This window comes from Pseudomonas sp. B20 (genome assembly GCF_020515755.1).
GTDB classification, from domain to species: domain Bacteria; phylum Pseudomonadota; class Gammaproteobacteria; order Pseudomonadales; family Pseudomonadaceae; genus Aquipseudomonas; species Aquipseudomonas syringae.
On record NZ_JAHPJG010000007.1, the window covers coordinates 161728 to 185122 of the forward strand.

The 23395-nt window shown below is 53.9% G+C and carries 20 protein-coding genes and 1 tRNA gene; all 21 read left to right on the forward strand.

What is annotated here, in order from left to right:
• Window positions 1-4: 4 nt before the first annotated feature.
• Window positions 5-622: a lipoprotein insertase outer membrane protein LolB gene (gene lolB, locus LIX91_RS10130; protein WP_003415035.1), complete on the forward strand. Its 618-nt coding sequence runs from the start codon at window positions 5-7 to the stop codon at window positions 620-622.
• A 2-nt stretch (window positions 623-624) separates the two neighbouring features.
• Window positions 625-1473: a 4-(cytidine 5'-diphospho)-2-C-methyl-D-erythritol kinase gene (gene ispE / locus LIX91_RS10135; protein ID WP_226488428.1), complete on the forward strand. Its 849-nt coding sequence runs from the start codon at window positions 625-627 to the stop codon at window positions 1471-1473.
• Window positions 1474-1510: 37 nt separating this feature from the next.
• Window positions 1511-1585 (forward strand) — tRNA-Gln (locus LIX91_RS10140).
• Between the two features lie 45 nt (window positions 1586-1630).
• A complete protein-coding gene (locus tag LIX91_RS10145; RefSeq protein WP_003317125.1) occupies window positions 1631-2572 on the forward strand; it encodes a ribose-phosphate pyrophosphokinase in 942 nt (313 codons plus the stop codon).
• 124 nt (window positions 2573-2696) lie between these two features.
• Window positions 2697-3311, forward strand: coding sequence for a 50S ribosomal protein L25/general stress protein Ctc (locus LIX91_RS10150; RefSeq protein ID WP_003317126.1), 615 nt, complete (start codon window positions 2697-2699; stop codon window positions 3309-3311).
• A gap of 164 nt (window positions 3312-3475) precedes the next feature.
• Complete coding sequence (gene pth / locus LIX91_RS10155) at window positions 3476-4060, forward strand: aminoacyl-tRNA hydrolase (protein ID WP_226488429.1); 585 nt, start codon at window positions 3476-3478, stop codon at window positions 4058-4060.
• A 21-nt stretch (window positions 4061-4081) separates the two neighbouring features.
• Window positions 4082-5182 carry a redox-regulated ATPase YchF gene (gene ychF / locus LIX91_RS10160; RefSeq protein WP_003404927.1) on the forward strand — a complete coding sequence of 367 codons (1101 nt, stop codon included), beginning with the start codon at window positions 4082-4084 and terminating at the stop codon, window positions 5180-5182.
• A gap of 308 nt (window positions 5183-5490) precedes the next feature.
• Complete coding sequence (rfbB, locus tag LIX91_RS10165; RefSeq protein WP_024662834.1) at window positions 5491-6564, forward strand: dTDP-glucose 4,6-dehydratase; 1074 nt, start codon at window positions 5491-5493, stop codon at window positions 6562-6564.
• Window positions 6564-7469: a dTDP-4-dehydrorhamnose reductase gene (gene rfbD, locus LIX91_RS10170; RefSeq protein ID WP_003421682.1), complete on the forward strand. Its 906-nt coding sequence runs from the start codon at window positions 6564-6566 to the stop codon at window positions 7467-7469. Before rfbB ends, rfbD begins: the two co-directional genes overlap by 1 nt.
• The gene (gene rfbA, locus LIX91_RS10175) at window positions 7466-8356 is read left to right on the forward strand and encodes a glucose-1-phosphate thymidylyltransferase RfbA (RefSeq protein ID WP_046270491.1); all 891 of its coding nucleotides are present in this window, start codon (window positions 7466-7468) and stop codon (window positions 8354-8356) included. The genes rfbD and rfbA overlap by 4 nt, the downstream gene beginning before the upstream one ends.
• Before the next feature lie 41 nt (window positions 8357-8397).
• Window positions 8398-9309 carry a glycosyltransferase family 2 protein gene (locus LIX91_RS10180; protein ID WP_226488430.1) on the forward strand — a complete coding sequence of 304 codons (912 nt, stop codon included), beginning with the start codon at window positions 8398-8400 and terminating at the stop codon, window positions 9307-9309.
• 691 nt (window positions 9310-10000) lie between these two features.
• Window positions 10001-10546, forward strand: coding sequence for a dTDP-4-dehydrorhamnose 3,5-epimerase (rfbC, locus tag LIX91_RS10185; protein WP_226488431.1), 546 nt, complete (start codon window positions 10001-10003; stop codon window positions 10544-10546).
• Window positions 10546-11373 carry an ABC transporter permease gene (locus tag LIX91_RS10190; RefSeq protein ID WP_003404908.1) on the forward strand — a complete coding sequence of 276 codons (828 nt, stop codon included), beginning with the start codon at window positions 10546-10548 and terminating at the stop codon, window positions 11371-11373. The genes rfbC and LIX91_RS10190 overlap by 1 nt, the downstream gene beginning before the upstream one ends.
• Entirely contained in the window at window positions 11363-12727 is a 1365-nt protein-coding gene (locus tag LIX91_RS10195) for an ABC transporter ATP-binding protein (RefSeq protein WP_226488432.1), read from the forward strand. The genes LIX91_RS10190 and LIX91_RS10195 overlap by 11 nt, the downstream gene beginning before the upstream one ends.
• Window positions 12720-17351, forward strand: coding sequence for a glycosyltransferase (locus LIX91_RS10200; protein ID WP_103695904.1), 4632 nt, complete (start codon window positions 12720-12722; stop codon window positions 17349-17351). Before LIX91_RS10195 ends, LIX91_RS10200 begins: the two co-directional genes overlap by 8 nt.
• A gap of 63 nt (window positions 17352-17414) precedes the next feature.
• Window positions 17415-19292 carry a glycosyltransferase family 39 protein gene (locus LIX91_RS10205; RefSeq protein WP_103695905.1) on the forward strand — a complete coding sequence of 626 codons (1878 nt, stop codon included), beginning with the start codon at window positions 17415-17417 and terminating at the stop codon, window positions 19290-19292.
• Window positions 19293-19306: 14 nt separating this feature from the next.
• Window positions 19307-20410 carry a DegT/DnrJ/EryC1/StrS family aminotransferase gene (locus LIX91_RS10210; protein ID WP_181017069.1) on the forward strand — a complete coding sequence of 368 codons (1104 nt, stop codon included), beginning with the start codon at window positions 19307-19309 and terminating at the stop codon, window positions 20408-20410.
• Window positions 20407-21357 carry a glycosyltransferase family 2 protein gene (locus LIX91_RS10215; protein WP_024652606.1) on the forward strand — a complete coding sequence of 317 codons (951 nt, stop codon included), beginning with the start codon at window positions 20407-20409 and terminating at the stop codon, window positions 21355-21357. The genes LIX91_RS10210 and LIX91_RS10215 overlap by 4 nt, the downstream gene beginning before the upstream one ends.
• On the forward strand, window positions 21344-22294 hold the full coding sequence (locus LIX91_RS25620) for a WxcM-like domain-containing protein (RefSeq protein WP_003365665.1): 951 nt from the start codon (window positions 21344-21346) through the stop codon (window positions 22292-22294). The genes LIX91_RS10215 and LIX91_RS25620 overlap by 14 nt, the downstream gene beginning before the upstream one ends.
• A 7-nt stretch (window positions 22295-22301) precedes the next feature.
• Window positions 22302-22703 (forward strand): GtrA family protein, encoded by a 402-nt coding sequence (locus LIX91_RS10235; protein ID WP_003365666.1) that lies wholly within the window; start codon window positions 22302-22304, stop codon window positions 22701-22703.
• Window positions 22704-22897: 194 nt separating this feature from the next.
• Window positions 22898-23377, forward strand: a complete 480-nt coding sequence (locus tag LIX91_RS10240; protein WP_226488433.1) for a hypothetical protein — start codon at window positions 22898-22900, stop codon at window positions 23375-23377.
• Window positions 23378-23395 lie beyond the last annotated feature (18 nt).

Consider the following 23395-nt stretch of genomic DNA (forward strand, 5'->3'; position numbering starts at 1 on the left):
CGTTATGTTTTTGCGCCATGTAATCGTATTCAGCTTCATCGCCCTGCTCACCGGCTGCGCCGGCCTCACTTCCCGCGAAGCCGTTCAGGGCAAAGGTGACCCCGCGCAATGGCGCGAGCACAAACAACAACTGAGCAGCCTCGATGGCTGGCAGATCAACGGTAAGGTCGGTATCCGCGCGCCGAAAGACTCCGGCAGCGGTACCCTGTTCTGGCTGCAGCGCCAGGATTACTACGATATCCGCCTGTCCGGCCCGCTCGGTCGTGGTGCAGCGCGCCTGACCGGCCGGCCCGGCGCAGTGGTGCTCGAAGTTGCCAATCAGGGCCGCTACGAAGCCACCTCGCCAGAATCACTGCTGCAGGATCAACTGGGCTGGAAACTGCCCGTGTCGCACCTCGTATGGTGGGTACGCGGTCTGCCGGCACCGGACAGTAAAAGCAACGTGACACTCGATGGCGACAGCCGGCTGGCCAGCCTTGAACAGGATGGCTGGCAGGTGGAATACCTCAGCTACGTCGAGCAGAACGGCTATTGGCTGCCGGAGCGCGTCAAACTGCACGGGCAGGACCTGGATGTCACGCTGGTCATCAAGGACTGGCAGCCTCGCAAACTGGGGCAATGACCATGAGCACGCCACAACTGGTTTTGCCTGCCCCGGCAAAGCTCAACCTCATGCTGCACATTCTGGGACGTCGTCCTGACGGTTATCACGAACTGCAGACCCTGTTTCAGTTTCTCGATTACGGCGACGAACTGGGTTTTAGCGTTCGCGAAGATGGCGAGATTCGCCTGCAGACCGACGTGCCCGGCGTCCCGCATGACAGCAACCTGATCGTCAAAGCCGCCCGAGCCCTGCAACAACAGTCCGGCTGCACACTGGGCATGGACATCTGGCTGGAAAAACGCCTGCCCATGGGTGGCGGTATCGGCGGTGGTAGTTCGGATGCGGCAACCACCCTGCTCGCCCTGAATCATTTATGGCAGCTTGGCTGGGATGGGGATCGTCTGGCGCAACTGGGGCTGACGCTGGGCGCCGATGTACCGGTTTTCGTGCGTGGACATGCCGCTTTTGCTGAGGGCGTCGGCGAAATTCTCACCCCGGTTGACCCGGAAGAACCGTGGTATTTGGTGCTCGTTCCGCAAGTATCTGTAAGTACAGCAGAAATTTTTTCAGATCCGTTGTTGACACGCGACACGCCGCCCATTAAAGTGCGCCCCGTTCCCAAGGGAAACAGTCGAAATGACTGTAAGGCGGTTGTAGAGAGGCGTTACCCAGAAGTACGTAACGCGTTGAATTTGTTAGGTAAATTTACCGAAGCAAAATTAACCGGAACTGGAAGTTGTGTGTTTGGGGCCTTCCCAAACAAAGCTGAAGCTGATAAAGTCTCGGCCCTTCTTACAGATACCCTTACGGGGTTCGTAGCGAAAGGAAGCAACATCTCGATGTTGCATCGCAAGCTGCAAATTCTGTAGCAGGAATTGAGTGCCAGGCACTCGATTGATTCAATACAGGGGCGTCGCCAAGCGGTAAGGCAGCAGGTTTTGATCCTGCCATGCGTTGGTTCGAATCCAGCCGCCCCTGCCATTTTCTATACTCATCCAGGTTACCCTCAGCCTCTAGGTACTGCGCGTGTCCAAGATGATGGTCTTTACGGGGAATGCCAACCCCGATCTCGCTCGGCGTGTAGTACGTCAGCTGCATATCCCACTGGGTGATGTTTCTGTTGGAAAATTCTCCGACGGCGAAATCAGCACTGAGATTAATGAAAACGTCCGCGGTAAAGACGTCTTTATCATTCAGCCGACCTGCGCACCCACGAACGACAACCTGATGGAACTCGTCGTGATGGCTGATGCCTTCCGTCGCTCCTCAGCGTCCCGAATCACTGCTGTGATTCCCTATTTTGGTTATGCCCGCCAGGATCGCCGTCCGCGCTCCGCACGTGTTGCCATCAGCGCAAAAGTTGTCGCTGACATGCTGACCGTAGTGGGAATCGACCGTGTGCTCACGGTTGATCTTCATGCTGACCAGATTCAGGGCTTCTTCGACATTCCGGTAGATAACATCTACGGCTCCCCCGTTCTGGTGGATGACATCGAAGATCAGCGCTTCGAAAACCTGATGATCGTTTCTCCGGATATCGGTGGTGTCGTGCGTGCACGTGCTGTCGCCAAATCCCTGGGTGTCGATCTCGGTATCATCGACAAACGCCGTGAAAAAGCCAATCACTCCGAAGTGATGCATATCATTGGTGATGTCGAAGGGCGTACCTGCATTCTGGTCGATGACATGGTCGATACCGCCGGCACGCTGTGCCACGCGGCCAAGGCCCTGAAAGAGCATGGTGCTGCCAAGGTCTTCGCCTACTGCACACACCCTGTGCTGTCGGGTCGGGCGATCGAAAACATTGAAAATTCCGTGCTGGACGAACTGGTGGTGACCAACACCATCCCGTTGTCCGCCGCCGCTCAAGCCTGTGGCCGTATCCGCCAACTGGATATTGCCCCGGTAGTCGCCGAAGCGGTTCGCCGCATCAGCAACGAAGAATCGATCAGCGCGATGTTCCGTTAACTGACATCACGCAGACGAAAAGCGCCCCGCCCTGACATCCGGTCAGGGCGGGGCTTTTTTGCCCATACCATCCGAGCGCTGGTCGCAAACGCAACGGTGGATGTGGTTAATTTGGAGATACAACATGAACGAATTTACCCTGAATGCAGAACAGCGTTCCGACCTGGGGAAAGGTGCGAGCCGCCGCCTGCGTCGTCTCGCTAGCCTGGTTCCAGCTGTCGTCTACGGTGGCGACAAAGCCCCCGAGTCCATTAGCATGCTGGCCAAAGAAGTTGCCAAACTGCTGGAAAACGATGCGGCCTACAGCCACATCATCGAGCTGAACGTTGGTGGCAAGAAGCAAAACGTCATCATCAAGGCGCTGCAACGTCACCCGGCCAAAGGCCACGTGATGCACGCTGACTTCGTGCGCGTTATTGCCGGGCAGAAACTGACCGCAATCGTGCCGATCCACTTCCTGAACGAAGAAGCTCCGGTCAAGAAAGGCGGCGAGATCTCGCACACTACCACTGAACTGGAAGTGACCTGCCTGCCGAAAGACCTGCCTGAGTTCATCGAAGTCGATCTGGGCGCGCTGGAAGTAGGTGACAACGTTCACCTGTCCGAACTGAAAGCCCCTAAAGGCGTTGAGTTCGTCGCTTTGGCACACGGTACTGACCTGGCAATCGCCAACGTCCACGCACCGCGTATCGTCAAAGACGAAGAAGAAGGTGAAGCTGAAGAAGGCGCTGCCGAGTAATTCATTACTTGGTAACGTCGGAGTTGCTCAGGGAACATCGCGAGCGATAGCAGGCAAAGCGGGCGAGATCGCTGAGTTTACATCATGGTAAATGAGCAGTTTTCGTCCACATTGCCGCTGTCGTCAGCGGTTCAACCCTCAACTCCAAAGGAAGAGCCCCTGTCGTGACCGCCATACAACTGATCGTGGGCCTGGGAAATCCAGGCGCCGAATACGAACAGACCCGGCATAACGCAGGGGCTTTTTTTGTTGAGCGTGTTGCTGCGGCGCAACGAGCCAACCTCGTTCCCGAGCGCAAATTCTTTGGCCTGACCGGGCGCTTCACGCACCAGGGTCAGGACGTTCGTCTGCTGATTCCCACCACTTACATGAACCGCAGCGGCCAGGCTGTCGCGGCACTCGCCGGCTTTTATCGTATTCCGGTCGAGTCGATTCTGGTGGCGCATGACGAACTTGACCTGCCTCCGGGCGTTGCCAAACTCAAAGTGGGCGGCGGCCATGGCGGTCATAACGGGCTACGCGACATCATTGCGCAGCTCGGCAACCAGAACACATTCCATCGCTTGCGGCTTGGCATTGGCCACCCGGGCGATGCCAGCAAGGTATCCGGCTTTGTCCTGGGTCGAGCGCCACGCGCCGAACAGGAAAAACTGGACGCCAGTATCGACTTTGCCCTCGGCGTGCTGCCGGATATCTTCGCCGGTGAATGGAACCGGGCGATGAAAAACCTGCACAGCCAGAAGGCCTGACATCACTCGAGGGGAAACACCATGGGATTCAATTGCGGCATCGTCGGCCTGCCTAACGTCGGCAAGTCCACCCTGTTCAACGCCCTGACCAAATCTGGTATCGCGGCCGAGAACTTCCCCTTCTGCACCATCGAACCGAACAGCGGTATCGTGCCGATGCCCGATCCGCGTCTGGCGGCCCTGGCAGCCATCGTCAACCCGAAACGCATCCTGCCGACCACCATGGAGTTCGTCGACATCGCCGGCCTCGTGGCAGGCGCTTCGAAGGGCGAAGGCCTGGGCAACAAGTTTCTCGCCAACATCCGCGAGACCGATGCCATCGCCCACGTGGTGCGCTGCTTTGAAGACGAGAACGTGATTCACGTTTCCAACAGCGTCGACCCCAAGCGCGACATCGAGATCATCGATCTGGAACTGATCTTCGCCGACCTCGACAGCTGCGAGAAGCAACTGCAAAAGGTCACCCGCAACGCCAAGGGCGGCGACAAGGACGCAGTGGTCCAGAAAGGCCTGCTGGAACAGTTGATTGCACACTTCAGCGAAGGCAAGCCTGCACGCAGCCTGATGAAGAGCATGAGCAACGACGAGAAAGCCACCATCCGTGGCTTCCACCTGCTGACCACCAAGCCGGTCATGTACATCGCCAACGTCGCCGAAGACGGTTTCGAGAACAACCCGCTGCTGGACGTGGTCCGCGCCATCGCCGAAGAAGAAGGCGCAATGCTGGTGCCGGTCTGCAACAAGATCGAAGCCGAAATCGCCGAGCTCGATGACGGCGAAGAGAAAGACATGTTCCTCGAAGCCCTGGGCCTCGAAGAACCCGGTCTGAACCGCGTGATTCGCGCTGGCTACGAAATGCTCCACCTGCAGACCTACTTCACCGCAGGCGTCGAAGAAGTCCGCGCCTGGACCGTCCGCGTCGGTGCCACCGCACCACAAGCCGCAGGCGTGATCCACACCGACTTCGAAAAAGGCTTCATCCGCGCCGAAGTGGTGGCCTATGACGACTTCATCCAGTTCAAGGGTGAGTCAGGTGCCAAGGAAGCCGGCAAGTGGCGCCTGGAAGGCAAGGAATACATCGTTAAAGACGGTGATGTGATGCATTTCCGGTTTAACGTGTAAGCATCACTCAGGCTTGGAGAGCGTTCGGCAGGAGCGCTCTCCCACCGCAGCGAAAGCCCCATTAATCCGGGGCTTTCGCGTTTTTATGCACTGCCATGCTCAAACGCTCCACACTATCGCGGGGACCCTCAAATTTTTTGATGGGGATGTCTGTTTTTATATGTAAAATGTCGTTTTTTAACTGTCGCTCATCCACGTCATTTAAACATTCCTGTTTAACACAGCAGATGTCTGAAAGACGGAGGCCGATCAGCGATTGTTTCCACGGACCGGGCAGAGCCTTGTCACAACTCAAGGTAGATACTCTTTTGAAGATCTTAGTAACAGGCGGTGCAGGCTTCATCGGTTCGGCGGTCATCCGGCACATCATTGCCAACACAACCGATTCCGTCGTTAACGTCGACAAGCTGACCTATGCAGGCAACCTTGAGTCACTGCAGTCAGCCGATCAAAGCGATCGCTACGCGTTTGAGCATGTCGATATCTGCAACCGTGAGGACGTGGATCGGGTGTTCAAAGAACATCAGCCCGACGCCGTCATGCACCTGGCAGCTGAATCGCATGTCGATCGCTCGATCACCGGCCCTTCGGAGTTTATCCAGACCAACATCATTGGTACCTATACGCTGCTTGAAGCTGCACGTGGCTACTGGAACCAACTGGACGAAGCACGCAAGGCCAACTTCCGCTTTCATCATATTTCGACCGATGAAGTGTATGGCGACCTGGAAGGCCCGGAAGATCTCTTCACCGAGACGACCCCTTACCAGCCAAGCTCACCCTACTCGGCCAGCAAGGCCAGCTCTGACCACCTGGTACGCGCCTGGAGCCGCACTTACGGCTTGCCCACGCTGGTAACCAACTGCTCCAACAATTACGGCCCGTGCCATTTCCCCGAGAAGCTGATCCCGCTGATCATTCTCAATGCACTGGAAGGCAAACCGCTGCCTATCTACGGCAAAGGTGATCAGGTTCGTGACTGGCTCTACGTAGAAGACCACGCCCGCGCATTGTACAAAGTCGTCACCGAAGGCGAGATCGGCGAGACCTATAACATCGGTGGTCACAACGAGAAGCAGAACCTCGAAGTGGTCAACACTGTCTGCGCCCTGCTCGACCAACTGCGTCCGGATTCAGCCCATCGCCCGCATGCCAGCCTGATCACTTATGTGCAGGACCGCCCGGGCCATGACCTGCGCTACGCTATCGATGCCAGCAAGATTCAGCGCGAACTGGGCTGGGTACCGGAAGAAAGCTTCGAATCCGGCATCCGCAAGACCGTGCAATGGTATCTCGATAACCCGGAATGGGTTGCTCACGTCAAGAGCGGAAGCTACCAGCAATGGATCGACAAGAACTACACAGCGCGCGCCGATAAATGATGAAAATTCTTCTGCTGGGCAAAAACGGCCAGGTAGGTTGGGAGTTGCAGCGCTCACTCGCGGTATTGGGCGAAGTAGTGGCTCTTGACCGCCATAATGTATCAACAGCCTATGGCGACCTTTGTGGCGATCTGTCTGACCTGGAAAGCCTGCGCAATACCATTCGCAGCGTCAAACCTCAGGTTATCGTCAACGCCGCAGCGTATACCGCTGTCGACAAGGCCGAAACCGAGCGCGAGCTCGCGCACAGGGTCAATGCCCTGGCCAGCCAGGTCCTTGCAGAAGAAGCGCGCACGCTGGACGCGCTATTGGTTCATTACTCGACCGACTATGTGTTCGACGGTTCGGGCAACACCGCATGGAAAGAAAGCGATGCCGTGTCGCCGGTCAACTATTACGGCGCAACCAAACTTGAAGGCGAGCAACTTATCGCTGCCTCAGGCTGCAAGCACCTGATCTTCCGTACCAGCTGGGTTTATGCGGCACGGGGCAACAACTTTGCCAAAACCATGTTGCGCCTTGCAAAAGATCGCCCGACGCTCAATGTGATCGCCGATCAGATTGGAGCGCCTACAGGTGCGGAGCTGCTGGCCGACATAGCGACGGCTGCCCTGCTTCAAACGCTGGCGAAGCCGGAGTTGTGTGGCATCTACAACCTGGCACCGGCCGGCGAAGTGTCATGGCATGCCTACGCGCAGTATGTGATTGATTTCGCCCGCGCCAACGGGGAACCCCTGGCGGTGGAAACGATCAATCCCATCGGCACGATCGAATACCCGACACCCGCGCAACGCCCTCTGAATTCGCGTCTGAACACAGAAAAGCTGCGCCACAATTTTTCTCTGCACCTGCCTGACTGGCAAAGTGGTGTAGCCCGAATGCTCATGGAAACTTTGAACAAATGACCACCATTAATCGTAAAGGCATCATCCTGGCCGGCGGCTCGGGCACTCGTCTGCACCCGCTCACCCTTGGCGTATCCAAGCAGATGCTGCCTATCTACGACAAGCCGATGATTTTTTACCCTCTTTCAGTGCTGATGCTGGCGGGGATGCGTGAAGTCCTGATCATCTCGACACCAGAAGACTTGCCAAGCTTCCGTAAACTGCTGGGCGATGGCAGCCAGTACGGTATTCAGCTTACTTATGCTGAACAACCTACACCTGACGGTCTGGCACAGGCGTTCATCATTGGCGAAGAGTTCATCGGTGAAGATCCTTGCTGCCTGATCCTGGGCGATAACATCTTTTACGGCCAGCACTTCTCCGATAACCTGCGCTCGGCCAGCCAGCAGACCCACGGTGCGACCGTCTTCGGTTACCACGTTTCTGACCCAGAGCGCTTTGGTGTTGTCGAGTTCGACGAAACCGGCCGCGCCTTGAGCATCGAAGAGAAGCCTGCAGCGCCGAAGTCGAGCTATGCAGTCACCGGCCTGTACTTCTACGACAATCAGGTCGTCGAAATCGCGAAGAGCATCAAGCCTTCCGAGCGCGGCGAGCTGGAAATCACTGATGTAAACCGTGCTTACCTCGAGCAGAAGAGCCTGACCGTAGAAATTCTCGGTCGTGGCTTTGCGTGGCTGGACACGGGCACTCATGAGTCGCTGCTGGAAGCGAGCCATTTCGTGCACACCATCGAGCAGCGTCAGGGCTGGAAAGTTGCCTGCCTGGAAGAGATCGCCTACACCAACGGCTGGATCACCGCCGCTCAGTTGGGTGAACAGGCTCAGAAGCTTAAGAAGACCGGCTACGGCCAGTATCTGCAGAAGCTGCTGGATCTGGGTTCGTTCTAAGACTGCAAACCTCTATCCCATACCGCAAGGCTGCGAACAGTATGTCATCTGTTTTTCCCAAGGTAGCCGTGCTGCTGGCAGCCTATAACGGTATGGCGTGGATAGAGGCGCAACTTGATTCAATCCTGAAGCAGACAAACGTCTGCGTCAGCGTGTTCATCAGTGTCGATACCTCCACGGACGGCACTGAAGCATGGTGTGCCGACTACGCTCAGCACCATGCGAGTATCTCCCTGCTGCCGCCTGCCGGACGATTTGGCGGAGCGTCACGCAACTTCTTTCGCTTGATCCGAGATGTCGACTTCTCGACATTCGATTACGTAGCGTTCTCCGATCAAGATGATATCTGGCATCCGGACAAGCTTCAGCGCGCCGTAGCGGCTTTGGCGCCGGATCATCATGATGCCTATTCCAGCAATGTCACCGCATTCTGGCCGGATGGTCAGCGTGTCCTGCTGGACAAGGCTCAGCCTCAGGTCCAGTGGGACTATCTGTTCGAAGCTGCAGGCCCTGGCTGCACCTATGTGATGAATCGCCGGCTTGCAGATGCCTTCAAGTCATCCCTCCTTTCCCACTGGGATGCAGCTCAGGCCGTCAGCCTGCACGACTGGTACTGTTACGCATTTGCTCGCAATCACGGCTTCCGATGGCTTATCGATCCGGTTCCCGGCATGGACTACCGCCAACACGCCAACAATCAGGTTGGCGCCAACACCGGGCTTGCCTCACTCATCAGTCGACTGAAAAAGATTGCTGACGGTTGGTGGGCCGGGCAGGTAGTGCTGATTGGCCAGTTGATCGGAGACAACCAACTGCATCCTGCGGGGAAACACGTGAGTACGCGGCTGTCGTTCCTGAAGCTCGCGTTCAAGGCACCGCAATGCCGCAGGAGACCGAGAGACAAGATCTTCTTCATTATTGCCTGCCTTACAGCAATGCTAAGCAAGCGTTGACTGCCAGATAGCCACTCGCGCCCTTCTGGCCCAGCCACAGCGATGCTGCCTGATTAAACCGATGTTCAGGCATCGCAACCTTCTGAAAATACGGGTTTTCAACATCTGCGCCCAAAGCCACAGAGAACTTTAGCCATCGCATGGCCGGGCATCGGTCACAGTACCGAAACCGCTTAATTTCGCAGGGCGCCGAATGTTCTCCCGCGGCGGCTTATGTTAATGTGCAGGCCTTTGTTTTCGGTATCAAAAGCGCAAAGAAGCCGGTGTAACCGGGGTGAGCGGAACCAGCCTCGGAAGGTGGGGTCACTTGTACCGCCCAACCAAGGATGACAAGGCTCGAGTCACCCATACGGCCATGAGCTCAGATACCGGACGCGCTTCAATTCGTAAAACCGTCCTGCAATGAAGACCTTGTGTTGCTCATCGTCGGAACCTACGTCGGAAAACTACAAATAGACGATGCATGCCCCGCGCCCCACAGTCATAACAGAACTACCCCCTTATCCAGCGCAGACATTTTCCGCCCAGGTGGACAGCCTATGGGGCACCCGACGCCCATGAGCCTCGATATCGTGAAACGCGTTTTAATGGCGCAATCAAATTCCATGGCGCAGGTTTTTTTCAACACACGCCTGCCCCAGCCAGGGCCTTATGAGCAGACCCTGATGAGCATCCCGGAGATACGTTACCTATGAATGCAACACGCCTCGCCACTCCAGACGTCATCGTATTCGAGCCCAAGACCTTCGGCGACGATCGCGGTTTTTTCTTTGAAAGCTTCAACCAGAAGGCATTCGAAGAGGTCGTTGGACGGCCTGTAACGTTCGTTCAGGACAACCACTCGCGTTCGGTGAAAGGCGTTCTTCGCGGTTTGCATTACCAAATTCAACAGCCACAGGGCAAGCTTGTCCGAGTAACCGTCGGAGAAGTCTTTGACGTTGCGGTCGACCTGCGCAAGAGCTCCCCGACCTTCGGCAAATGGGTGGGACTGCATCTCACCGCCGAAAACAAAAAACAACTGTGGATTCCGGAAGGCTTTGCGCACGGCTTCGTTGTTCTGTCCGAAAGCGCCGAGTTCCTTTACAAGACCACCGATTACTGGGCGCCGGAACATGAACGCAGCCTTGCCTGGAACGACGCCACCGTGGGCATCGACTGGCCATTCGGCGAAGCACCTTCCCTGTCTGCCAAAGATCAGAAAGCCGTCGTATTCGAAGACGCCGAGGTGTTCGCTTAATGAACCCTCATAAAACCCCCTCGGCGGGCCCTTTGCGGCTCGTCAGCAGCCTGTGGACCAACCGCTCATTGATCTCGCAAATGACCAAGCGAGAAGTCATCGGGCGCTACCGTGGCTCGGTGATGGGCCTGGCGTGGTCATTCTTCAACCCGGTGTTGATGCTGGCGGTATATACCTTCGTGTTCTCTGAAATCTTCAGCGCGCGTTGGGTCGGCGTCGACACTGGCAAAGGCGGCTTCGCTATTCTGCTGTTCGTCGGGATGATCGTGCATGGCTTGTTTGCAGAGTGTGCCAACAGAGCTCCTTCTTTGGTGATGAGTAACAGCAACTACGTCAAGAAGGTGGTGTTTCCTCTGGAAATTCTACCGGTTATCACCTTGGGTTCGGCGCTCTTCCACAGTTGCATCAGCCTGATAGTGCTGGTGATCGCACAACTGCTGATCTCGCATACGCTTTTCTGGACGGCGCTGTTGTTCCCGCTGATTCTGGTGCCGCTGATTTTGGGCACACTGGGTATCAGCTGGTTTCTCGCATCCCTGGGCGTTTACTTACGCGATGTCGGCCATGTCATTACGGTTCTGACCACTGTCCTGCTGTTTCTGTCGCCGGTTCTTTACCCGGTGGCGGCGCTTCCTGAGGTCTATCGCCCTTGGCTGCAGATGAACCCGCTTACCTACATTATCGAAGAGAGCCGTAGCGTACTGCTGTTCGGCAACCTCCCGCACTGGGACAGCCTGGGTATCGCCATTGTGATTGGCGCGGTAATTGCCGCCATGGGGTTCTGGTTCTTCCAAAAAACACGTAAAGGATTCGCTGATGTCATCTGATCAACCGGTTATCAGCGTACAAAACGTCTCGAAGTGTTTTTACACGTACGACAAGCCGCACGACCGCTTGAAACAAGCACTGGTGCCTAGAATTCAGCGCTGGTCAGGACAGCCGACCACTACTTATGGCAAGGAGTTCTGGGCCCTGCGCGACGTCAGCTTCGACGTCGGTAAAGGCGAAACAGTCGGCATCGTGGGCCGCAATGGTTCAGGCAAGTCAACCTTGCTGCAGATCATCTGCGGAACATTGAACCCGACTGTCGGCGAGATTCACACACGTGGCCGGGTAGCGGCCTTGCTGGAGCTGGGGTCTGGCTTCAACCCCGAGTTTACCGGTCGCGAAAACGTTTATCTGAACGCAGCTGTGCTTGGGCTGACGCGTGACGAAGTGGACGAGCGCTTTGACGCGATCGCCGGCTTTGCCGACATAGGCGAATTCCTCGATCAGCCGGTCAAGTCCTACTCAAGCGGCATGGCCGTGCGCCTGGCGTTTGCAGTCCAGGCCCAGGTCGATCCGGAAATCCTTGTCGTGGATGAGGCACTTTCCGTTGGCGATGCACGATTCCAGGCCAAGTGCTTTGAGCGCCTGAGGCAGTTGAAAGAAAATGGCACCAGTATCCTGCTGGTCACGCACTCCAGCGAACAAGTGGTCACCCACTGTAATCGCGCGATTTTGCTGGAAAAGAGCAGGATCGAGATGATCGGCGAATCGCGCCCGGTCATCAACCGCTACACGGACCTTCTGTTCGGGCGTGAGAAGAGCCCTATCACCGACAAGAGCCTGGATCTCGCCGAAGCAGAGCGAGTGGAAACCGCCCCAGTCGAAACCGACAAGATAGCGCTGCGTTTTGATGAAGACGTATACGCCAGCAGGCCTGGTTACAACCCTCATGAGTACCGTTGGGGGGATGGAGCTGCAACACTGCTCGACTTCCATATGAATGCATCGGGTAGGGAGTTTCCCAACAGCGTTGAATCGGGCGAGGAAATCGTTCTTGATCTGGCCCTGCAATTCAATCGCACTGTGGTCAACCCGATTATCGGCTTTACGATCAAGACCAAAGAGGGTATCACCGTATACGGCACCAACTCTTACATGCAGGATTGCGACGGCGCAGGCCTGATAGGCAGCGCTGGCAAACAGGCAAAAGCGCGAGTGAAATTCAGAAACGCGCTGGCGACCGGTGATTACTTCATTTCCATCGGTATCGCCTCTCGGCAAAGCGAAGACATCGTGCCTCACGACCGGCGCTATGATTCGATACATTTCGTCGTAGAACCTACTCCGAAGCTTCTGGGCTTGATAGACCTGGGCGCCTCCATGGAAATTGAACCGGTACTTGTTGATGTTTGAGCTTGATAGATGTGGCTACCTCCGTGATACAGATACATCTGTATGGGTGCGGACTGATTATCAAGGCATTGCCTACAGTGACGGCGATAGCTCGGAAAATGAGCTGGCGAGGATCGTTCGTGACGCAAGCGATGTCTCAGTGCTGTCGAGCGAGCTTCCGCATTACTGTACCGACTGGCCAAAGCTCTATCACCTTAGTTCCACTCGCGGAAATATCTTTCGCCCGTTCGAGCACCTTCTAAAAGGTAAATCAGTTCTCGAAATCGGTGCGGGTTGCGGTGCGATCAGCCGCTACCTCGGTGAGGTGGGTGCTAACGTGCTCGCGCTGGAAGGTAGCCCGCGCCGAGCTGCAATCGCAGCGAGCAGAACACGTGATCTGGATAATGTCACGGTGCTTGCTGAACGATTCGATGATCTGAAGATTGATCAGCAATTCGACGTAGTAACGCTCATCGGTGTACTCGAATACGCCAGCATGTTTAGCAATGACGAAGATCCTGCACTTGGAATGCTAAAACGGGTTAAAAAGCTGCTCAAACCCGACGGTTATCTGTTTATTGCCATAGAGAACCAACTTGGCCTCAAATATTTTGCCGGTGCGCCCGAGGATCACGTTGGTGTCGCCATGTACGGTATTGAGGGCCGGTATGTCGGCCGCCAGCCTAAGACATTCGGCCGCAAAGGCCTTGATCAGTTAATAGCCCTCGCCGGCTTTGCATCATCAAGCTTTTTATCACCTTATCCGGACTACAAAATCCCCAATTCCCTGATCACAGAGAACGGTTTCAAAGCCAATAATTTTGACGCTGCTGCACTGGCCTGCCAGAACACTCGGAAAGATCCACAGTTACCATCGACCACCACATTTAACCTCGAAAAAGCTTGGCCGGTGGTGATCGAGAATCATCTGGGCATGGACCTCGCGAATTCGTTTATGGTTGTCGCTTCATGCCAGCCGCACGACGCAGTCCCTAGCAATGTCCTAGCGTATCACTACAGCACAGGGCGCAATGCAGAGTACTGCAAGGCAACGGTTTTCGTCGACACCAGCGAAGGCATTGAAGTCCAATACCAACGTCTAAGCACTATCAAAGCGGCAGACGACAGTGATGCCCCGTTCAAATTCATCCTTCCTGCAGCTCATGGCTACGCAAAAGGCAACTTGCTCAGCCTACAATTTCTTGAAGCCTCAACAACGCAAGACTGGTCAGTTGAAACGTTTACCCCTTTTCTAACGACCTATCTTGATTGCCTAAGCCAGCTCTTGGCTGCTGAAGAAAGCCCTACTGAACTGGACAATATAGACGTTCGTTTACCTGGCCACTATATTGACGCAGTTGCACAAAATATCATTATTGACAGTGAAGGCAACCCGCACCTCATAGATATCGAATGGGAGATGAAGGCAGGCGTCGAACTCGGCCATCTGCTAATGCGGGGCCTGCTGCTACTGATAGCGAATAAAGTACCCTTCTACCCAAGCACGACCATGATCAACAGGCGTGATTTTATTCTTGAGTTGATTGGCACTGCGGGCCTTGAGATCAAAGAGCAGGATCTCAACCGCTACGCGCTACTAGAAGCCATGTTTCAAGAAAAAGTCACCGGCCGAGAAGCTGTGAGCTTTCTTAATTGGTCACCAGAAGCGACCATTCAGAAAATGGGATCCTTGGGAGACAAAACGCCTAAGGTGGCGACGCTCTATATAGGTGATGCGGCGGGCGGCTTCAAAGAAGAGCGGACGATAAGTCAATTTGTACACGATGGACGTCAGACCTTAGTGTTCACAGTTCCAGCGACCTACCGATGCGCGGCACTTCGCTTTGATCCCACCAATATTCGTCAATCCTTTTCGGTAGACGCAATCACCATTTATGACGCCAATTCGGAAGCATGGTCATGGCGTGACAGTGCCAGCGCACCTCTAGACTCTGCGGGCACGACCACATTCGTTAACGACGTGAACGACAGCACAATGTTCATGGCATTGGATGATGACCCGCACATCGTGCTTCCGGTTGATCTCAATTCGCTATTAGCCGGGAAGTCGTTCAAAATACAGATTACGTTCACTTTATTCACGGAAGGTCAGGTCGCTGAGCGACTCCTTCAACAGGAAGAGGAGCTCAAGCTAGCGCTTGGGTCTATATCGGAATTGAATCTTAAAGACCGCTCAGCTTTAGACGCCGTCGAGGTAGCGAACCTTGCGGTAGAGGAAAATCATCGCCAGGCTCTGGAAGAGCTCAAGGCTGAGAATCTGGCGGTGCAAGACAAGCATCGATTAGCCCTCGAAGAGCTTGAAGCTGCGCACCAAGCGGCCAAGGAGCATCACAGATTGGCTCTTGAAGAGTTCGAAGCTGCACAGCTTGCCTCTCAGGAAAGCCATCGAGTCGCGCTGGAAGAACGGGAGGCTGCAAATCTGGCGATTCAAGAAAACCACCGTATTGCGATGGAGAATCTTGAGACGGCAAACCTTCAGGTTCAAGCAGAGCACCGTCAGGCGTTAGCGGATATTGATGCCGCTACCCGAGAGGCGCAAGAGAAGCATAATGCCAAGTTAACAGAGCTTGAAATTGCGATTTTGGCAGCTCAGGAAAATCACCGTCTGGCACTTGTAGACAAAGATACGCATGTTCACAACTTGAACCTGCACATCATCGCGATGCAATCTTCGTACAGTTGGAAAGCCACCGCCCCACTGAGAAAGATAACCAGGTCATTTTTCCGTGCAAAACGTCTTGCTGCGTCGATTCCATTGATTGTTCAGCGAGGAGGTGGACTTTCCAGTACAGCGAAGAAGGCCTACCAAGTGTGGCGTCTCAGGGGACTCGCAGGTGTCATCGCACAGGCTCGCTGGGTTCAAGGTGAAGCTCAACATGCGTTCGTCGGAAGCGAGACGCGTGAAGTGCCCGATCGACACGATTATTCTCGATGGGTCCAATATTACGACACGTTGGGCGAAGCCGAAATCAATCGTATCAACGAGCACATGAATCGCTGGATTGAGTACCCGCTTATTTCTATCATCATGCCGGTGTATAACCCACCACTGGATCTTCTGCGTGAAGCAGTGGACAGCGTGCGCTCACAGCTCTATACCAATTGGGAACTATGCCTCGCTGACGATGCATCGACAAATCCTGCGGTGATCGAGTACCTGAAATCTTTGAAGGCGCAAGACAAGCGCATCAAAGTTGTTTTCCGTGGCAGCAATGGTCACATCTCGCAGGCAAGCAACTCGGCACTGGGCGTCGCTAAAGGTCTTTTTGTTGCGTTAATGGACAATGATGACCTTCTGCCTGCTCATGCGCTTTACTGGATTGCTCGCACCATTCGCGAAAACCCGGATGCAGGATTGATCTACTCGGACGAGGACAAGATTGATACCGAAGGGAACCGTAGCTCGCCCTACTTCAAGTCAGACTGGAACGAGTTCCTGTTTCGTTCGCAAAATATGGTTTGTCACCTTGGAGCCTATCGTCGTGATCTCGTAAATGAAGTTGGGCAGTTCCGCGTAGGTTTCGAGGGTGCTCAGGATTATGACCTCGCCTTACGTTGCATAGAAAAACTTAAACGCGACCAGATTATTCACATTCCTCGAGTGCTTTATCATTGGCGCATACACGCTGGCAGTACAGCCATGGCTGGCGACGAAAAGCCTTATGCTGCATTGGCGGGAGTTAAAGCTCTTGATGAGCATTTGGAACGTCAAGGTCGGATTGGCTCGACAGAGTTGCTACCTACAGGTCAGTACCGTGTGCACTATAACCTGCCGACAGCGCTGCCTCTTGTAACACTTGTCATACCGACAAGAAATGCTTACGCATTGGTCAAGCAGTGTATCGACAGCATCAAAAGCCTGACAACGTACAAAAATTACGAAATCATTCTGATTGATAACGGCTCTGACGATCCCGAATCGCTGGAATACTTTGCTCAAATCGATCAGGAAGAAAACATTCGCGTACTTCGAGACGATGGACCGTTTAACTACTCTGCGCTCAATAACGGTGCTGTGCGTATCGCCAAAGGTGAGCTGATTGGTCTCATCAACAACGATATCGAGGTGATTACACCTGAGTGGCTCAGCGAGATGGTTTCAATTGCGTTGCAGCCAAAGGTCGGTGCAGTAGGCGCAAGGCTTTGGTACCCAGACAACAGACTCCAACATGGTGGTGTTGTGGTGGGCATAGGTGGTGTTGCCGGCCACGCACACAAGTATCTCCCAAAAGGTGCACATGGCTATTTCTGTAGAGCGGAGCTAATTCAGGAGTTCTCGGCGGTCACGGCCGCATGCCTGATCATTAAAAAGTCAATTTTTGATGAGGTAGGCGGGCTAGATGAGCAGCATTTGAAGATAGCATTCAATGATGTGGACTTCTGCTTACGGGTTCAGGAAGCTGGGTATCTCAACGTCTGGACACCTTTCTCTGAGTTGTACCACCATGAATCGGCGACCCGCGGTCTGGAGGACACGCCTCAGAAACAGGAACGATTTGGACATGAGATTCGCTACATCAAAAATCGCTGGCCGAACATCCAGGTTGATTACGCCTACAGCCCGAACTTAACCCTTGATCACGAAGATTTCGGTCTGGCTTGGCCTCCAAGGTTCAAAAATTGATCGCAGTCGCCAAAAACAATCAATACAGCGCTGTGACATTTTCTGCAGCCTTAAGGGTCGCCCGTGTTTCAAACTAATCATTCAGATCATCAAACAGGCTGGTCCAGCACTCGTTACCAACGAGTGCTGGCCATATCCTATTTTATCCTTCTGGCAGTTTGGTCGGCGGGAATTGCCTTTAATGGCGCACCTGATGAGTCGACGCACTTTTTTTTGCTGGAATACCTGAAATCGTTCCATTCCCTGCCAGCAGCCAGTGCGCCGACTCAAGCGTTTACAGGTGGTATCTCGGGATACACTTGGCAACCAGGTGAGTTCTGGTATCACGGCCTGCCATTCCCGCACGTAATTGGTGCACTGATCAGTTCATACAGTTTGAGCTGGATGTTGCCGAGCGATCTGGGCTATCTAGCTGCAAGATGCTTTAACTGGATACTGGGCGCAGTATTTATCTGCGCCTTGTTCCGTATCGCAAACCGGGCAGGCATGTCGAAAAAAGCAGCTGCCCTTGCAGCGCTGATCATCTCACTGATACCGCAGGTCTCCTTTGTTTTTTCTTATTTCAACAGTGACGCCTACGGACTGATGAGCGTTGCACTGCTTATCAGTGCGCTGCTGGGTTTTCTAAAAGCACCGAATAAATTGACCGCCGTATGGCTCGGCGGCGCGATAGGTCTGATGTTTCTAGCAAAGTTATACTTGCTGCCTGCCTTGGTTTTCGTCGTGGTGATGCTCGCTGCGCAGCATTTTTTCAGAGACAAAATTCTGAAACAGCGCGTTGTGCCGATGCTAACAGCTGCCGTAATTGTTTCAGTGCCCATGCTGCTTGTTACCTATCTTAAATTTGGGGAGATCTCCGGAATCTCCGGGCAGATCGACTTTGTTGCCCTGCATAGAAATAACCCTGCTGCAGGCTTTGGGACCTGTTATGTCCGGTGCTCGGGGCATCTGTTAAACATGGAGAATGTCATTCCGTGGCTCAACCTCACATTGACGAGCTACTTTTCGACCACTGGCTGGATGAATATATTTTTACCATCGACCTATTACATGGGCGCGGCAGTATTGTTCATTTTGCTTGTCATCATGGCAACGATACAGACAGCTCGTATTTATTCACGCGATAGCAAGCCGGTATTTCTTCTGAATTTTCTGCTGCCGCTGATCATGATACTGGGTCTGTTCCCGTCAATTATTTTGCTCAGTATGCTGGCCTCTCAGAACTCCTTGCCTCAACCGCAAGGTCGATATCTGTTCGTGACAATTCCTTTTCTGACGCTGCTCATTGCTTTCGCAACCATGGGCAGAGCTCGTGCCAGAAACGCTACTTCGTCTGTTAGAAATGCCAGGTTAAGCCAGTTTCACGTGAAGTGCCTCATCGCAGTGGTGATATGGATGGCCTGGACAAATATGGTGGCCTGGAAAGAAAACACGCTTAGCTCGAGCAACATCCAGAAATCGGCCATCGGAAAGTCAGTGACCGAAGCTGTTATAGAAAGTAATACGTCCAAAAAACCGGCTACCGACAGCCTCAGTGCAGCGCAGTTGGCAAACCGGCTGTCGTTGAATAATGGGGAGTTTTTCCTGAAAGCCCCCTTGGAACAGGTCCGCGCAGTGGGCACCCTCGACGAAGTGCGCAAAACTTCAGAAGGCTGGATACTTAGGGGATGGAGCGTTCCTCCACAGACAGACGGCTTGCCTGAGTACATCATCGCTGTAGAAGCTGGAAAAATTGTGGGCGCACTCAGAGTCGAGGGCAAGCGACCGGATGTCGCTGCAGCATTGGGCAACAAGTCGGCCCTTCGCAGCGGCTATGAAGGCACTGTTCCTGCTTTGTCAAGCCCCGACAAATGTGATTTGAAACTTTATACTGTCAGCTCAACCTTCAAAGTTTTCGCCATGCCTGATGTGTGCGAGTTCATCAGTCGTTCGTCTTACTGATTATGGAAATTCCAATGGAAAATATTCCCCTTTTCTCAGCTACCAAAGCCAACGCCGGACTCGACTTCACCACGCCTTTAAAGGCTGTTCTGGACAGCCACTGGTACGTCTTGGGTAATGAGGTAAAGCTTTTCGAAGAAGAGTTCGCAGCGTATGTCGGTGTGCAACACTGCATTAGCGTGGCCAACGGCTCCGACGCACTGGAGCTTGCACTCAAGGGCTTGGGCATCGTCGTCGGTGACCGCGTAGTCGCCGTAGCGAACGCCGGCTTCTATGGCAGCACTGCCATCCACGCAGTAGGCGCAACGCCTGTTTATGCAGATGTCGATCCTGCAACATTGACCCTTTGCAAAAACTCTCTGGAAACTGTAATTGCCAAGGAAAAGCCGGCGGCCATCATCGTTACGCACTTGTACGGTCAACTGGCGAACATCGAAGAGATCGTTCAGATCGCTTCCGCAGCAGGCATTCCTGTTCTTGAAGATTGCGCGCAATCCCACGGCGCTCGACGCAATGGCAAGCAAGCAGGCAGCTTCGGCACCATCGCCTGCTTCAGCTTCTACCCGACTAAAAACTTGGGCGCTCTCGGTGACGGCGGCGCAGTGGTTACCGGTGATGACGCTCTGGCCTCACGTATCCGCCAGCTTCGGCAGTATGGCTGGGATCAGAAGTACCGTGTTGCCATCCCTGGTGGCCGAAACAGCCGGCTCGATGAGATGCAAGCCGCGATTCTGCGAATCAAGTTGCCGCATCTGGACACCTGGAACGAACAGCGCCGCTCCATCGCCAAGCGCTATAACGAAGCGTTCGCGGGACTGGATATCGAGCTTCCATCCTCGGTTTCGGATGATTACGTCGCCCATCTATATGTGATTCGCGCGAAAGATCGGGCGGCTCTGGCTGCGGCACTCAAAGAGAAGTCAGTCAGTACGGATATTCACTACCCCATCGCCGACCATAAACAACCAGCGTACTCATCTGCGCCGTCCGTCGCTCTGGACGTGACCGAGCGTACATGTGATACCGTCATCTCCCTCCCCTGCTTCCCGGGCCTGAGTGACGACGAGGTTGAACGCGTCATCGCAGCGGTCACTGCGCACTTTTCCAAGGAGATATGACTTTGCTGACGTTGGTCATTCCCGTCTATCGCAACGAGAGCAATCTTCCCGACTTGCTCGTCGCTGTGACGGCGCTTGATAAGCAGCTTGGACACGACCTGGAAGTTGTGTTCGTTGTGGATGGCAGCCCTGACCGCTGTTACGAACTACTCAGGGAACAACTGCCGGCACAATCGTTCAAGTCCAAGCTGATCCTGCTGTCCAGAAACTTCGGATCATTCATGGCGATCCGCACGGGCTTACAGCATGGCACTGGCGACCGTTTTGCGGTAATGGCTGCAGATCTTCAGGAGCCGCCGGAACTGGTTCTGGAAATGAATACGGTACTGATGCGCGGCGATATCGACGTTGTGGTTGGTGTACGTGAAGGTCGTCAGGACCCATGGGCAACGCGGACTGCTTCAAAGATTTTCTGGGGCTTTTACCGTCGCTATGTCATCCCTGAAATACCGCCAGGCGGTGTTGATATGTTCGCCTGCAATAAGGCTTTTCGGGATACTCTGCTGACTCTTGAAGAGCGTCACAGCTCTCTCATCGCGCAGATATTCTGGATGGGCTATCGCCGCGAGGTAGTTACCTATACCCGGCAGGAACGGGTTCACGGTACGTCTGCGTGGACACTGCGTAAAAAAGTCAATTACCTGATGGACAGCGTATTCTCCTTCACGGATATGCCTATACGTATATTGACCCGCGTCGGCGCGTTCGGCTCTACATTTGCAGCGCTGTTCGGTGTGTTCACACTGATCGCCAAGCTCGAAGGCAGAATTGAAGTACCCGGCTACGCAATGATCATGCTGGCCATCACATTCCTCGGCTGTTTGAACCTGCTGGGATTGGGCATCGTCGGCTCTTATGCATGGCGCACTTACGAAAATACAAAGAATAGGCCCTTGGCCATCCCGATGCGGATCGAGGGATTTGGAGAAACACATGAGCAGCGGTAAGGATTTCTTTGTTCACAGCCATGCGCTGTGCGAGTCCGAGAATATCGGCAAAGATTCGCGGGTATGGGCGTTCGCACATATCCTGCCAGGCGCAAGCCTCGGTAGTGAATGCAACGTCTGTGACAACGTCTTCATCGAGAATGACGTTATCATCGGCGATCGGGTGACGCTGAAATGCGGTGTACAGGTATGGGACGGCATTACCATTGAAGACGATGTCTTCATCGGTCCTAACGCCACATTTACCAATGACCTGTTCCCACGCAGCAAAGTCTATCCACAGAGTTTCGCGCGTACCATCATCAGAAAAGGCGCCTCACTGGGTGCTAACTGCACGATTCTTCCGGGTATCACCATCGGCATCAACGCCATGGTCGGCGCAGGTGCCGTCGTTACCCGCTCTGTGCCGCCTAACGCTATAGTCGTAGGTAACCCGGCCAAGATCATTGGTTACGTGGACGCCAAGCCTGTCAACGCCAGTAGCGAGACGCGCCCGGAAAAAGCCGCACCAGGAGTAACCGCCACGTCGGTGAAGAACGTTACCCTGCACACCATGAATGAAGTCGCGGATATTCGCGGTAGCTTGTCGGCGGGCGAATTCGAGCGTTCGGTACCCTTCAAGTCCGAACGTTACTTCTTGGTCTACGACGTACCGACCGCCGAGACTCGAGGCGAGCACGCACACCGTATCTGTCACCAGTTCCTGGTTGCCGTGAAGGGCTCGGTTCATGTTGTAGCGGATGATGGTGTCAATCGTGAAGAGTTTATTCTCGACAAGCCGAATCAGGGCATCCACCTGCCGCCGATGACGTGGGGTATTCAGTATCGCTATTCTCAGGACGCCGTGCTGTTGGTATTTGCGTCGCATTACTATGATGCCGGGGACTACATTCGTAACTACGAAGAATTCAAATCCCTGATCGCAAACGCTGAATAATGGCACGATGATGAATCAGGCTGTTTCAAAATTCTTAAAACAGGATTTTGCCCGATTCCTGATGTCAGGCGGTTTCAACACCGCCCTGACCTACGGACTCTACCTCGTTCTGTTAATGTTCCTATCCTACAACATAAGCTATACGATTTCTTATGTGTCTGGAATATTACTAGCCTACATCATGAATCGGTTTTTTGTATTCAAGAGCCATCAGGGACTGCGCTCAGTCATTTTATTGCCGCTTATATACGCTTTCCAGTATTGCTTGAGCTTGGCCATACTTTGGTGTTGGGTTGAACAACTTAAACTGGATGCAAGGTTGGCACCATTGGCAGCAATAGCACTGACACTTCCCGTTACGTTTATCCTTTCAAAACTTGCCTTTTCGGCCGGACCTGCGTCACGGTAGTGCAAGTCTTCTAAACGTAGATCCCACACACTCTGTATTTCACCTTGAAGAGCGTGCAACCCTATAAAACCTTGATGCGTCTACAGTGATGCCAATGCCCAAGGGAGAAGCACCAACTGCTTTGGATTGGCCGTTCAGGATTCGAGATGTGTAAAAAGTTGGCTCGTTTATAAACCAATATCTAAGGAAAAACCATGTACAAAACCCTTACGGCCATCTGTTTTCTTACCCTCCTATCAGCCATCATCTCTGGGTGTGATAAGAAACCGGATAATGCATCAAGCTTACCAAATGCCAAAGTCACTCACTATTCATTCGACAAATGCAATATTGATTCGATCGCGGGAAAAACAGGGGCGAGCATCTACGTCAATCGAGAAGTGGTTGAGTTTAATGGGTGGGCCTTCGACCCAATAAAAAATGAAGCCCCCAAAGAAATCAGGCTCCGCCTGACGGGCTACAAAGGCGCTCCCGACACGTTCAAAGACCCGGTCATTATTGATCGTCCCGATTTGGTAAAGGCATTCAAAAACGACAAGCTTCTGAAGTCCGGATTCTCATTCAAAGCAGACCTGTCTTCATCTGAATCAGGCGGCTACAGCGTGGTTTTAGAAATACCTGGAGAAAACTCGTCTAGCCTATGTCGATCTAAAGTCTTGCTCGTCATCAAATAACCAGAAAGCACTTCGCCT